12 protein-coding genes are annotated in these 12,720 nt (G+C 60.3%); 5 read left to right on the forward strand and 7 right to left on the reverse strand.

What is annotated here, in order from left to right:
• Positions 1–267: 267 nt before the first annotated feature.
• From C7477_RS10370 to C7477_RS10395, 6 genes are all read right to left on the reverse strand, one after another.
• Positions 268–1,269: an ABC transporter ATP-binding protein gene (locus C7477_RS10370; protein ID WP_110751803.1), complete on the reverse strand. Its 1,002-nt coding sequence runs from the start codon at positions 1,267–1,269 to the stop codon at positions 268–270.
• Positions 1,270–1,284: 15 nt separating this feature from the next.
• Entirely contained in the window at positions 1,285–2,352 is a 1,068-nt protein-coding gene (locus tag C7477_RS10375) for a Gfo/Idh/MocA family protein (protein WP_110751805.1), read from the reverse strand.
• A complete protein-coding gene (locus C7477_RS10380) occupies positions 2,349–3,188 on the reverse strand; it encodes a carbohydrate ABC transporter permease (RefSeq protein ID WP_110751807.1) in 840 nt (279 codons plus the stop codon). Before C7477_RS10380 ends, C7477_RS10375 begins: the two co-directional genes overlap by 4 nt.
• A gap of 289 nt (positions 3,189–3,477) precedes the next feature.
• A complete protein-coding gene (locus C7477_RS10385; protein WP_110751809.1) occupies positions 3,478–4,407 on the reverse strand; it encodes a carbohydrate ABC transporter permease in 930 nt (309 codons plus the stop codon).
• 227 nt (positions 4,408–4,634) lie between these two features.
• Positions 4,635–5,891 (reverse strand): ABC transporter substrate-binding protein, encoded by a 1,257-nt coding sequence (locus C7477_RS10390; protein ID WP_425373557.1) that lies wholly within the window; start codon positions 5,889–5,891, stop codon positions 4,635–4,637.
• A gap of 85 nt (positions 5,892–5,976) precedes the next feature.
• Entirely contained in the window at positions 5,977–6,888 is a 912-nt protein-coding gene (locus C7477_RS10395; RefSeq protein WP_110751813.1) for an N-acetylmuramic acid 6-phosphate etherase, read from the reverse strand.
• 200 nt (positions 6,889–7,088) lie between these two features.
• Between C7477_RS10395 and C7477_RS10400 the strand changes: the two genes are divergently transcribed.
• The 5 genes from C7477_RS10400 to C7477_RS10420 all read left to right on the forward strand — a co-directional run bounded on the left by C7477_RS10400 (position 7,089) and on the right by C7477_RS10420 (position 11,450).
• Positions 7,089–7,970 (forward strand): glucosamine kinase nucleotide-binding domain-containing protein, encoded by an 882-nt coding sequence (locus C7477_RS10400; RefSeq protein ID WP_110751815.1) that lies wholly within the window; start codon positions 7,089–7,091, stop codon positions 7,968–7,970.
• Positions 7,963–8,763 (forward strand): GntR family transcriptional regulator, encoded by an 801-nt coding sequence (locus C7477_RS10405; RefSeq protein WP_110751817.1) that lies wholly within the window; start codon positions 7,963–7,965, stop codon positions 8,761–8,763. The genes C7477_RS10400 and C7477_RS10405 overlap by 8 nt, the downstream gene beginning before the upstream one ends.
• Entirely contained in the window at positions 8,760–9,791 is a 1,032-nt protein-coding gene (locus tag C7477_RS10410; RefSeq protein ID WP_245411803.1) for an SIS domain-containing protein, read from the forward strand. The genes C7477_RS10405 and C7477_RS10410 overlap by 4 nt, the downstream gene beginning before the upstream one ends.
• Positions 9,788–10,957 carry an N-acetylglucosamine-6-phosphate deacetylase gene (gene nagA / locus C7477_RS10415; RefSeq protein ID WP_110751821.1) on the forward strand — a complete coding sequence of 390 codons (1,170 nt, stop codon included), beginning with the start codon at positions 9,788–9,790 and terminating at the stop codon, positions 10,955–10,957. The genes C7477_RS10410 and nagA overlap by 4 nt, the downstream gene beginning before the upstream one ends.
• 61 nt (positions 10,958–11,018) lie before the next feature.
• On the forward strand, positions 11,019–11,450 hold the full coding sequence (locus C7477_RS10420; RefSeq protein ID WP_110751823.1) for an RrF2 family transcriptional regulator: 432 nt from the start codon (positions 11,019–11,021) through the stop codon (positions 11,448–11,450).
• A 249-nt stretch (positions 11,451–11,699) separates the two neighbouring features.
• On the opposite strand, the gene znuA is transcribed toward C7477_RS10420, so the two are convergent.
• A complete protein-coding gene (gene znuA, locus C7477_RS10430) occupies positions 11,700–12,668 on the reverse strand; it encodes a zinc ABC transporter substrate-binding protein ZnuA (protein WP_110751827.1) in 969 nt (322 codons plus the stop codon).
• Between the last annotated feature and the right edge of the window lie 52 nt (positions 12,669–12,720).

Here is a 12,720-nt window from a genome sequence, read left to right on the forward strand (position 1 = left end):
GTCACGAGGGCGAACTCTTCGTCCGCCAGCGGCGCCGCCGCCTTCGTTGTGGCGCTTTATAGGCCCCACCCAACGAAACTGTCAACACGCAAAATCACGATTTTCGAATTTTCTTGAGTGACGGAAGGGAAGCTTTGTGACAGCCATATGAAGCATATCCGGGATTGCCTGCCTATAAACGAAAACGGACGGGCGCTGCCGCCCGTCCGTTTCTCTCGCCCTTCCCTCGCAGCCCGCCGCCCCCGCGCCGAGCCGCTCGAATTCCGGTCAGGCGATAACTTGTCCCGCTGCGTCGAAACGATAGGTCCGGGCCGGATCGGGCGTTGCGTAAAGCGCGGCGCCCGGCTCCACCCTGTATTCACCGAAAAGCCTGATAGTGATGAGCCCAGCCTCCTTGCTGTCGAGATAGAGATTGGTATCAGGCCCTAGATGCTCGACATGCATGACGCTGCCGGCCCAGGTGCCGGATGTCGGATCAACCGTGATATGTTCTGGCCTGACGCCGATTGTCTTCACCCCCTCGTGCCCAAGCCGCGCCGCATCGATGAAATTCATCTTCGGCGAACCGATGAAGCCGGCGACAAACAGATTGGCTGGCGAATTATAAAGCTCCATCGGCGCGCCGATCTGCTCGATCCGGCCATTGTTGAGCACGACGATCTTGTCGGCGAGCGTCATCGCCTCCACCTGGTCGTGCGTCACATAGATCATCGTCGCCGACAATTCCCGGTGCAGCCGGGCGATTTCGAGCCGCGTGTTGACGCGGAGCGCCGCATCGAGATTGGAAAGCGGTTCATCGAACAGGAACAGCTTCGGCTCGCGCACCAGCGCCCGGCCGATGGCGACGCGCTGGCGCTGTCCGCCTGAAAGTTCCGCCGGCCGGCGCGCCAGATAATCATCAAGCGAAAGCATGGCCGAGGCTTTTCCGACACGGCCGGCGATTTCCGCCGCCGGTGTTCCCGCCTGCTTGAGGCCGAGCCCCATATTGTCGCGCACCGTCAGATGCGGATAGAGCGCATAGGTCTGGAACACCATGGCAATGCCGCGCTTCGCCGGTGGGATGTGGCCGGCGGCAGCACCGTCGATGAGCACGTCGCCCGATGTCGCATCCTCGAGCCCCGCGATGATCCGCAAAAGTGTCGACTTCCCGCAGCCGGACGGCCCGACGAAGACCACCAGCTCGCCGTCCTTCACATCGAGGTCGATACCCTTGAGCACATCGACCGAACCGAAGGACTTGCGGATATTTTCCAGTTTCAGCGTACCCAAATCGTTATTCCTGTCCTAGAGCCTGACGGCCTTGCCTGTGCGCACGCTTTCATCCGCGGCAAGGCAGATGGCCAGCGATTGCACCGCGTCTTCCATATGGCGGGTGAGATCGATATTCTCGCGGATCGCCTTCAGCATGTAAGCTTGTTCGAGATCGCAAAGCCCCTGATGGCCCGGCTCGCCTTCCATCGAGAGGTGCTGGTCGGGTTCCGCCAGCTTACCGTCCTCATCGAGCTTCGCTGAATGAACGCGGATGACGGATGTTTTCGTATGCGTATCGATATCGGCGGATTTGGCGCCCTCGTTCATGACGATGGAAACTGAGCCATTGGGCGAGATGACATCCTTCACGAAGAAGGCCGTCTCCGACATCATCGGCCCCCAGCCGGCCTCGTACCAGCCGACCGAACCGTCATCGAACAGCACCTGCAGATGGCCGTAATTATACATCGCCTCATCGATTTCAGGTGAAAGCCTGAGGCCCATGCCGCGCACTTCGACCGGCCTGGCGTCGGTGATCTGGCACATGACGTCGAGATAATGCACGCCGCAATCGACAATCGGCGAAGTCGTCTCCATCAGCTTCTTGTGCGTTTCCCAATGGTCACCGCTCGATTGCTGGTTCAAGTTCATGCGGAAGACATAAGGTCCGCCAAGCGCCCTCGCCTCCGCAATGAGCCGCATCCATGACGGATGGTAGCGCAGGATGTAGCCTACCACCAGCTTGCGGCCCCTCGCCTTCGCCATTTCGACGACGCGCCGAGCGTCAGCGACATTGGTCGCCAGCGGCTTTTCGACGAAAACGTCCGCGCCGGTTTCCATTGCCTTGATCGCGTAATCGGCATGACTATCGGAATAGGTGGCGATGCAGGCAAGATCTGGTTTCAGCGCTTCCAATGCCTCATCGAAGGAATGGAAAAACGGATAGTTTGTGAGCTGCTCAGGTAACTCTACCGACGAGCGGTTGACGAGGCCGACAATCTCGAAGCCCGGATTCTCGTGATAGGCGAGCGCATGGCTCAAGCCCATATGGCCAAGTCCGGCAACCATGACCCGCACGGGCTGCGAATTCTCCGCATTCATTTGACCGCTCCTGCCGTGATCCCGCGGATGAGCTGGCGGGAGAAGAAGAAATAGAGGACGAGCACGGGCAGGATCGCCAGCGACAGCGCCGCGAGAACGGCATTCCAGTTGGTGACGTACTGGCCGATGAACATCTGCGCACCGAGGGTCACGGTCTTCGTCGCCTCGGATGGAGCGAGGATCAGCGGAAACCACAGATCGTTCCAGATCGGGATCATGGTAAAGACGGCGACCGTCGCCATCGCCGGCCTGACCAGAGGCAGCACGAGGCGGAAGAAGATGCGGTATTCGCTAAGACCATCGATGCGCCCGGCATTCTTCAGATCGTCGGAAACCTGCTTCATGAATTCCGACAGGATGAAGACCGCCAGCGGCAAGCCCTGCGCGGTATAGACCAGGATCAGCGCCGTCAGCGTATCGACCAGTCCGCTCGCAACCATCAGTTCGAGGATGGAAACCGTACCGAGCCGGATCGGGATCATGATCCCCAGCGCCAGATATAGCCCCATCAGCGTATTGCCGCGGAAGCGGTATTCGGAAAGCGCGAAGGCAGCCATGGCGCCGAAGACCAGCACCAGCGCGATGGACACCACCGTCACGATCAGGCTGTTCTGGAAATAGATAAAGAAATTACCCTGTTCGATAACCGTCTTGTAGCCGATCAGGCTGAACGTCTCCTGCGTCGGTATTTGCAGGGGTGCCCGGAAGATCGCATTGCGCGACTTGAACGAGTTGATGACGATGACGACGACCGGGAATAGCGCGATCACCGTATAGGCAATGAGGATCGCATGGGCGGCGATGCTGCGGGAGAGTGATGATGTGGCGCGGCTCATTGGGCGTCCTCTGGCCAAGTAATATGTCCATCTGTCCGGCTAGACGCAGCCCTCTCTCCCCTCGTCATCCTCGGGCTTGACCCGAGGATCCACGGCAAGGGAGCACTGATATGCCCGCCGCATTGACGCATTCCAGTAGGCATAAGCTGCCCGATATCTCGGATGACGTTTTTACTATCCCGCAGCGGATGATAATTCCGTTTTTGCCCCTTTGCCGTGGATCCTCGGGTCAAGCCCAAGGATGACGACTGGAGGCGGGAGCTGAAAATCGAACTCATGCCGCTCTCCCTCAGAACTGATAGCGGCGCAGGCGCCGCTGGATGCCGAAAAGATAGAGGCAGACGCCGGCGAGGATGATGAAGAACATCACCGAGGCAACCGTCGCGCCCATATTGCGGTCGCCGACCTGAAGCTGGAACCCGAAGAAGGTCCTGAACATGAAGGTGCCCAGAATATCTGTCGAGTAGTTCGGCCCCGCGAGCGCGCCTTGCGTCGTGTAAATCAAATCGAACGCGTTGAAATTGCCGACGAAGGTGAGAATCGAAATGATGCCGATGGAAGGCAGGATCAGCGGCAGCTTGATTTTCCAGAACTGCGCAACGCCGGTAATGCCATCGCACTCCGCCGCCTCGATGATCTCATCAGGGATGGACAGGAGCGCGGCATAGATCAGCATCATCGGGATGCCGATAAATTGCCAGACGGAGATGAGGCTAAGCGTCGTCAGCGCATATTGCTCCTGGCCGAGCCACGGCGCGAAAAGGCTTTTCAACCCGACCGCGTCGAGCATGTTTGGAGCGATGCCCCAGAGCGGGCTCAGGATCAGCTTCCAGGCGAAACCGACGATCACGAAGGACAGGATCGTCGGGATGAAGATCGCCGTCCGATAGAAGGTGCTGAACCGTAATTTCGGATGGCTCAGAAGCGCCGCCAGCACAACCCCGATCGGATTCTGCACCACCATGTGGACGATGAAGAACCAGACATTATTCCTGAGCGCATTCCAGAAGTTCACCGACCAGTTCGGATCGCCGAAAAGTGTGCGGAAGTTATCAAGACCGACGAAAGTCGACAGATTGTTTTCCACGCGGAAGAGCGACAATTGCATCGTGCCGAAGAGCGGCAGGATCATCACCGCCGTATAGATCAGGACCGCCGGCATGAGGAAAACAGCGATATGCCATCGCACGGGCCTGCTCTTTGCGGGGGTATTGGTCATGCGGTCTGTCAGCCTTCTGACTGTATTTCGTTTTAACGCTGGCGAGGACAGCCTCGCAGAATAGGCTCGCGCCCTTCCCTCCCCCTTGCGGGGAGGGTGGCCCGAAGGGTCGGGTGGGGGTGGTGACGGCTGTACTCCAACAGGCAATCGCAGCGCGCTGCCTTAACCACCCCCATCCGCCCGCTAACGCGGGCACCTTCCCCGCAAGGGGGAAGGAGGGCAGCTTATCACTTCGCCGGCTTGTACCAGCTATCCAGACCCTTCTGAAGCTTCTCGCCAGCCTGCTCCGGCGTATCGGTGCCATTGATCACGTTGGCGGATTCGACCCAGGTCTCGTTTTCGAGATTGGGCGTCCCACGCGACAGGATCTGGTAGGTCGAGCGAATGGTCGACTTGCACTTGTCGCGCCAGGAGACGAATTCCTGGGCTAGCGGATCGGTCATCTTCACCGGCGTTGAATTCAGGCTGAAGAAGCCCGGCAGCGCGTTGGCGTAGATTTCAGCGAATTCAGGCGAGGCCACCCATTCGAGGAATGCCTTGGCTTCTTTCGGATGCGCTGACTTGGCGTTCATGCCGATGCCGAGATCGGTATGGTCCGAGATGTAGCAGGTGTCGCCGGCCTTCTTGACCGGAGGCGGGAACGCGCCCATCTTGAACTGGGCCTGCGTGTTGAAGCCGGAGATTTCCCACGAACCCGCAGGATAGATCGCGGCGCGACCGAGCGTGAACATGTTCTGGCTGTCGGGATAAGACTGCGCCTCGAAGCCATCGCCGAGATAATCCTTCCAGCGAGCAAGCGTCTTGAACGGATCGACCCACTCAGGATCGGTCAGCTTTTCCTTGCCGGCGATCAGTGCCTTCCGGCCTTCCTCGCCCTTCCAATAGTTCGGGCCGATATTCTGGTAGCCCATGGTCGCGGCTTCCCAGAGATCCTTGGTGCCCATCGCCATTGGAATATAGGTGCCGTCCTTCTTGATCGCATCGAGCACGGCGAAGAACTCGTCCTCCGTCTGCGGCACCTTAAGGCCGAGCTTGTCGAACGCTTCCTTGTTATAGATGAAGCCGTGAATGACGGACGCCACCGGCACACAGAAGGTGGTTTTGCCGTCATCCGTCTCCCAGGCCGACTTCGCAACCGGGCTGAACTTGTCGATACCAGGCAGATCGTTGAGCGAGGCGAGCTGCCCCTTCTGGAAAAGCGCCAGCGACTTGTCGAACGGGCGGCAGGTTATGATGTCGCCAGCCGAATTGGCGTCGAGCTTGGCGCCTAGCGCGGCGTCATATTCCGTGGGCGCGGAAGGATTGAACTTGAGCTTGATGCCCGGATGCGACTTCTCGAAGGCGGGGATCAGCTTCTCGTTCCAGATCGGCAGATCGTCGTTGCGCCAGCTCTCGATATTCAGCGTCACGTCTTCCGCGTAAGCCGCCCCGGCCGAGCCGAGTACGCTTGACGCGAGCAACACTGCAATCATTGTCTTGCTCATCATGATAACTCTCCCATTTTGACGCCCTCAGGCGTGTTGCTCCTGCATAATCCCACATCTTCTGGATGAAATTATGCAGCCGTCTCTAATGGGAACCAAGGTTCCCTTCCAATTCGACCAGCGCCGGACGCAGTTTCTGTCCGTTACCGTCGAGAAGTTTTTGCGCGGCATCGATATCCGCCGCGCCTGCCGCCAGCAGAACCGCCGGCTTGACCGAACCGCCGGCCTGCTCAAGACAGGCATGCGCTCGTTTCTCGCCGCAATTCGTGATGGCACTTACGATATGCGCTGCCCGCGCCCTAAGCTTGGCATTGTCAGCGTGAAGATTGACCATGTAACCGTCATGGACATGCCCCAGCCGGATCGCCGCCAGCGTCGACAACAGGTTCAGCGCTATTTTCTGAGCGGTCCCTGCGCCCATGCGGGTTGATCCCGCTATTATTTCCGGCGGCGTTTCCAGGAGGATGCCGATATCGGCCTCTTCCAGAATAGGCGCTCCCGGATTATTGGCTATCGCGATTGTCTTCAGTCCGCGCTCTTTGGCGGCGCCGAGCGCGCTGACCGCATAGGGCGTCGAGCCGCTCGCCGAAATGGCGACGAGACAATCGCCGAACTCAAGCTTTGCGGCAACGACATCCCGAACGCCGTGCTCCGCAACGTCCTCCGGCGCGCCCGTCAGGTTGGTCAGGCTTTCGACCCCGCCGGCAAAAAGGACAACGATCTGCTCGCGCGGGATGCCGAATGTGCCGGGCAACTCCAGCGCATCGGACAGCGCCATCAGGCCGGAACTGCCGGCGGCGGCATAGGCGAGACGCCCGCCGCGCTCCAGGGCGTCGGCTACGAGATCGGCGGCATCGGCAATATTCCCGGAAGATGGGGCGACAACGGTTGCGGCCTCCTCCTGCGCCTTGGCGAGAAGGGCTGCTATACGATGCGGCGGCTGGAGATCGAGGCCCCTCGCCTCGTCATTCAGCTGTTCGGTCCGGTTTACGGCCATTATCGTGTTCTCCCACTTATCTGATAATGCCAAAAAAATACCACTTGTCCAGAGACCTTAACGGTTTCTTGTCATCAAAGTTTCGCTTGATAAAAATTTCGTGTCTTTTCAGTGCGTTGTGAATTTAGCCAGCCCAACGGGATTTAGCTCTTGGCTATTGGTACTTTATTGGTATCATGAATTAGCAGGAGGACGAGCGCGTGGAACTTCTTCTCGGAATTGACGGGGGCGGCACGGGATGCCGCGCGGCGCTTGCCGATAGCGCAGGCCGGATTATTGGCCGTGGCAAGAGCGGCGCGGCCAATATCATGACGGATATAGAAGGCGCGCGGATCAATATATTGGCTGCCACACGGCAGGCCTTGCAGGAAGCCGGCCTCGGTCCAGAGGCTGAAACCTCGGTTTCCGCCGTTCTCGGTCTTGCCGGCGCCAATGTGAACAACAATGGCGCGCGCCTTGAGAAGCTCCTGCCTTTCGCCCGCGCTCATGTGAAATCCGATGCCACCATCGCGCTCCATGGCGCCATCGGCGATGGCGACGGAACGGTCGTCATCCTCGGCACCGGCTCGGTCTTTATCACCCGCCAAAAAGGCCAAATCCGCACGATCGGCGGCTGGGGTTTCAAGGTGAGCGATCTTGGCGGCGGCGCGCGCCTTGGCCGCGACCTGCTCGAAGAGGTGCTGCTCGCCCATGACGGCGTGCATCCTGCCTCGCCCCTGACGGAAAAGACAATGGCGCTCTTCGAAAACGATCCCGATCGGATCGTCACTTTCGCGCGTGACGCCAAGCCGAACGATTTCGGCGCTTATGCACCGCTGGTTTTCGAATATGCCGACAAGGGCGACCCACTTGGGAGCCTGCTCATCGAGCGGTCGGTCAAAACCATCGAGGAAGCGCTCGATGCGATCATGCCGCCGGAACAGGATCGTCTCTGCCTGATCGGCGGGCTTGGTTCGCTTTATGCGCCAAGGCTTTCCCCGAAATACCGCGCCCGCATTCATCCGCCCCTGGGCGATGCGTTGAGCGGCGCGGTCCAACTTGCCGCCAAGCTCTTTGCGCACGAGGAAGCGGCTCATGGCTGATACCATTGCGGCCATCTTTGCCGACATGACAGCGCAATCGCTGGGCGGTGGGCCGCTCTATGTCAAGCTCAAGCGGATCATCGAACGCGCAGTGGAGCGTGGGCTCATCAAGTCAGGCGACGCCCTGCCGCCGGAACGCGAAATCGCCAGCATGGCTGATGTGTCCCGCGTCACCGTCCGCAAGGCCGTCCAGGAGCTGGTGAAGGAAGGGCTGCTCATCCAGCGCCACGGTTCGGGCACTTTCGTCGCCTCGCGGGTGAAGCCGGTAGAGCAATATCTGACGCAGCTCACCTCGTTCACCGAGGATATGGCGCGGCGCGGCATGATCGTGCGTTCGGCATGGCTCGACCGTGGTCTCTATGCCCCCTCGCCCGAGGAGATGGTGACACTCGGTCTGACCTCAGGCGAAATGGTCGCCCGCATCAGCCGCCTGCGCGTCGCGAACGAGACGCCTATGGCCATCGAACGGGCGGCTCTCGCGCCAAGCGTTCTTCCCCGTCCCGAAGATGTAACCACATCGCTCTATGCGGTGCTGACGGCCAACGGCAACCGCCCGGTGCGCGCCATTCAGCGCATTTCAGCCGCCATTTTGAAGGAAAATGATGCGCGCCTTCTTGACGTGCAGCCGGGTTCGGCCAGCCTCAACATCGAGCGCATTTCCTATCTCGAATCCGGCAAGGTGATCGAGTTCACCCGCTCGATCTACCGCGCCGACGCCTATGAATTCATCGCCGAACTGCGCCTGAGCGACCCATCGGGCCAGACGGCGGAAGCAGCGGGAGCCGTTCTTTGACCACTGAAACCAGCCTCATGCGCGCGGAAATCGCCTCCATTCCGGATGTGGTGGCGCGTCTTCTCGACGGATCGAACGATATTCTGCGCAAGGCGGGCAGCCAGTTGCGCGAAAAGGATCCGGCTTTCCTCGTATCGATTGCGCGCGGCTCGTCCGACCATGTGGCGACCTATCTCAAATACGCGACCGAACTGACCGCGGGCATCCCCGTCGCCTCGCTCGGCCCCTCCATCGCCTCGATCTACGGCGCCCGGCTCAAACTGGCGAACGCCGCCGCAATCGCCATTTCCCAATCCGGGAAAAGCCCCGACATCGTGACAATGGCGAAGGTGGCACGGACAAGCGGCGCCCTGACCTATGCCATCAGCAACACCTCAGATTCGCCCTTGGCGCAGACCTGCGATGTTGCCATCGATATCCTCGCCGGCCCAGAAAAAAGCGTCGCCGCGACGAAAACATTCGTGGCTTCCGCCGTGGCTGGCCTCGCCCTGATCGCACATTGGACCGGCGACACCGCGCTTCTCGATGCCCTCAGGCAATTGCCGCGTGCTTTGAACGATGCGCTCACCTGTGATTGGTCGCCCCTTGGCGAAGCTCTGGAAGGCCATGACTCGCTCTTTGTGCTCGGACGCGGCCCATCTTCGGCAATCGCCAATGAGGCGGCGCTCAAGTTCAAGGAAACCAGTTCCATGCACGCCGAAGCCTATAGCGCGGCGGAAGTCTTGCATGGCCCCGTCGCCATCGTCGGCAAGAATTTTCCCGTACTGGCGCTGACCGCCCGCGACGCGGCGGAACAGTCGATCATCGAGACCTGCGACCGCATCGCCGGTCAAGGCGCTGCCGTCTTCGTCACCTCGACGAGCAAGACCGCCGCGACACCCCTTCCTTTCGTCGCGACATCGCATCCCCTGACCGACCCGCTGGCGCTTCTCGTTTCCTTCTATATCTTCGTTGAAGGACTCTCCCGCCATCGCGGCTTCAATCCCGATACCCCTCCCCACCTTCGCAAAGTGACCGAAACCATATGAGCCAACGATTTGCCCTGACCGCGCCGCGCATTTTCGATGGCGAGAACTGGCTGCACTATGCGGCGCTCATTCTGGACGGCGAGCGGATCGAAGCCGTCGTTGCGCGAGAGGCCGTCCCCTCCGGCATTAGGACAATTGCCCTAGATGAAGGAATGATCGTCCCCGGCTTCATCGACCTGCAAGTCAATGGCGGTGGCGGGGTTCTCCTGAACGAACATCCCGATGTGGAGGCCATCCGCACGATCTGCGCCGCCCACGCCAAATTCGGCACCACCGGGCTGCTGCCGACGCTGATTACCGACACGCGCGAAGTAACCGCCGCCGCCATAGCCGCCGGAGAGGAGGCCACGCGCGACAACGTGCCGGGCTTCCTCGGCCTGCATCTCGAAGGGCCGCATCTGTCGGTCGCGCGCAAGGGTACGCATCATCCCGCCCTCATCCGGCCGATGGAAGACACCGATCTTGCCCGGCTGATCGAAGCGCAAAAACACCTTCCCGTGCTGCTCACGACGGTCGCGCCGGAAAACACCACCAACGAACAGATCAGGGCGCTTGCGGAAGCGGGCATCATCGTCAGCCTGGGCCACTCCGATTGCTCCTACGCCGTGGCGCGTGAAGCCGCGGCATCGGGCGCGTCCATGATGACCCACCTCTTCAATGCCATGAGCCCGCTCGGCCACCGCGAGCCGGGCATGGTCGGCGCGGCGCTCGATTTAGGCAGTCTCCATGTCGGCCTGATCGCCGATGGCCTCCATGTCGATCCCGCATCCATCCGCATCGCGCTCAAGGCAAAGACCGGCCCCGGCCACATCTTCCTCGTCACCGACGCCATGTCGACCATCGGCACGGATCTGACCAGCTTCACGCTCAACGGGCGCACGATCCACCGTGCCAACGGCCGCCTGACGCTCGATGACGGAACACTGGCGGGCGCCGATCTCGACATGATCTCCGCCGTCCGCTTCATGCACCAGACCATCGGTCTCCCGCTCGATGAAGCTCTGCGCATGGCGTCGCTCTACCCAGCCCGCAGCATCGGGCTTGCCGACCGGTTGGGAAGCCTGCGCCCCGGAATGCGTACCAGCCTCCTGCATCTCGATGACAAGCTTGACGTAAAAAGAACGGTCATCGACGGAAAAGTCGTTTTCGGCGATCCTTTGGGGTAGAAGGCCTTGCGGCCAGTCAGGTGAGTTCCTACGGTCGAGAGAAACGCTGTCGGGAAATATCATGCTGACCAAGAAGGGAAAATACGGCCTCAAGGCGATGGTGCACCTCGCCGGGATCGCCGAAGGCGAGCTTGCAGCCGTCCATGAGATCGCCGCCCAGCGCCGCATTCCCCGCAAGTTTCTCGACAATATCCTGACCGACCTGCGCAATGCGGGGCTGGTGACCAGCCGCAAGGGTAAAGGCGGCGGCTTCCGCCTCGCCAAACCCGCCGGCGAAATCCACATCGGCAATATCATCCGCATTCTTGACGGCCCGCTGGCGCCGATCTCCTGCGCCAGCAAGACGGACTATCGCTCCTGCGAGGATTGCAACGAGGCCGATTGCGAAGTCCGCCGGCTGATGCTGGACGTGCGCGAGGCCATCGCCAATGTGCTTGACCACCGCACGCTCGCCGACAGCAAGGCGCTGGATATCGCCCTGCTGCCGGAGTGAGCTTGGAGGTTAGAGTGGTTCATGATTTAATGGAATCGTGAGGCACCCCCCCCTCTGGCTTGCCAGCCATCTCCCCCTCAAGGGGGGAGATTACGCTGTAATTGCCGCTTCCGCCAATCATCAACATTCCCAGAATAAGTGCCGTCATCGATACAGGCCAATCTCCCCCCTTGAGGGGGAGATGGCTGGCAAGCCAGAGGAGGGTGTAGTGCCCCGCCAGCGTTTCCATCTAAAAATGAAATGCTCCGCCTATTTCGACAGGCAGCCCTTCAGAGAATCCGCCAGATTACGGATAAGCTGCGGATAGAGGTCGGGACCATCCTTCAGCGAGGCGCCAAGCGGATCGAGAACGCCGGATTTGGCATCCGTGCCTTCGGTAACCGTCTTGACCAGACGCGGCTCGAACTGCGGCTCCGCGAAGACGCATGTCGCGCCGAGCTGTTTTACCTTGTCGTGGATTTCCGAGACACGCTGAGCGCCCGGCATGCTTTCCGGGCTGACGGTAAGAGACCCCACCGTGTTGAGGCCGAACCTCTTATCGAAATACTGGTAGGCGTCGTGGAAGACGATGAACGGCTTGTCCTTGACCGGCGCGAGTTCCGCCGCGACCTCTTTCGTCAAGGCGTCGAGCTTGGCCGAATAGGCTTGTGCATTGCTCTCGTAGCGCCCCGCGTTGGCGGGGTCGGCTTCCGACAACGTCCTGGCGATATCCTGAACGAAAATCTTCGCATTTTCCGGGTCCAGCCAGATATGCATGTCGTATTCGCCATGCGCGTGATCATGATGCTCATGACCTTCACCTTGCGCGTGATCGTGCCCCTCGCCCGCCTCATCGCCATGTTCATGCGCCTCGAACGGCCCACCCTCACGGAACTTGAGCTTCGTCAGGCCGGGCGCATCTGCCAGCGCCACGATCTTCGCTCCGGCGCCCAGCGTTTCCAGCGGCTTGTTGAGGAAGTTTTCCAATCCCGGACCAACCCAGAAGATGATCTTCGCGTGTTCTATAGCCTCCGCATCCGAAGGCTTGAGGCTGTAAGCATGGGGCGAGCCGGCGCCCTGAACAATAAGTGTGGGCTTTCCCACGCCTTCCATGACCGCCGCGACCAATGAATCGATCGGCTTGATCGAGGCGACCACGCCTTCCCTGCCGGCGGCGAAAGTGGAACTCGCGGACGCAAAAAACGCGGAAGCGAGCAAAAGGGAGCGAAGTATTCTCATGGCCTATCTCCTTGAATATGGGCGCCAGGGAACTGATATGTTATTAAGTTAC

It is taken from the genome of Paramesorhizobium leguminum, assembly GCF_003217235.1.
GTDB lineage: Bacteria > Pseudomonadota > Alphaproteobacteria > Rhizobiales > Rhizobiaceae > Paramesorhizobium > Paramesorhizobium leguminum.

Coding starts and splice junctions, on each gene's coding strand:
- C7477_RS10385 (WP_110751809.1), bottom strand. CDS start 4,407: ATGACCAATACCCCCGCAAAGAGCAGGCCCGTGCGATGGCATATCGCT.
- C7477_RS10405 (WP_110751817.1), top strand. CDS start 7,963: ATGGCTGATACCATTGCGGCCATCTTTGCCGACATGACAGCGCAATCG.
- C7477_RS10420 (WP_110751823.1), top strand. CDS start 11,019: ATGCTGACCAAGAAGGGAAAATACGGCCTCAAGGCGATGGTGCACCTC.
- C7477_RS10395 (WP_110751813.1), bottom strand. CDS start 6,888: ATGGCCGTAAACCGGACCGAACAGCTGAATGACGAGGCGAGGGGCCTC.
- C7477_RS10375 (WP_110751805.1), bottom strand. CDS start 2,352: ATGAATGCGGAGAATTCGCAGCCCGTGCGGGTCATGGTTGCCGGACTT.
- C7477_RS10380 (WP_110751807.1), bottom strand. CDS start 3,188: ATGAGCCGCGCCACATCATCACTCTCCCGCAGCATCGCCGCCCATGCG.
- nagA (WP_110751821.1), top strand. CDS start 9,788: ATGAGCCAACGATTTGCCCTGACCGCGCCGCGCATTTTCGATGGCGAG.
- znuA (WP_110751827.1), bottom strand. CDS start 12,668: ATGAGAATACTTCGCTCCCTTTTGCTCGCTTCCGCGTTTTTTGCGTCC.
- C7477_RS10390 (WP_425373557.1), bottom strand. CDS start 5,891: ATGAGCAAGACAATGATTGCAGTGTTGCTCGCGTCAAGCGTACTCGGC.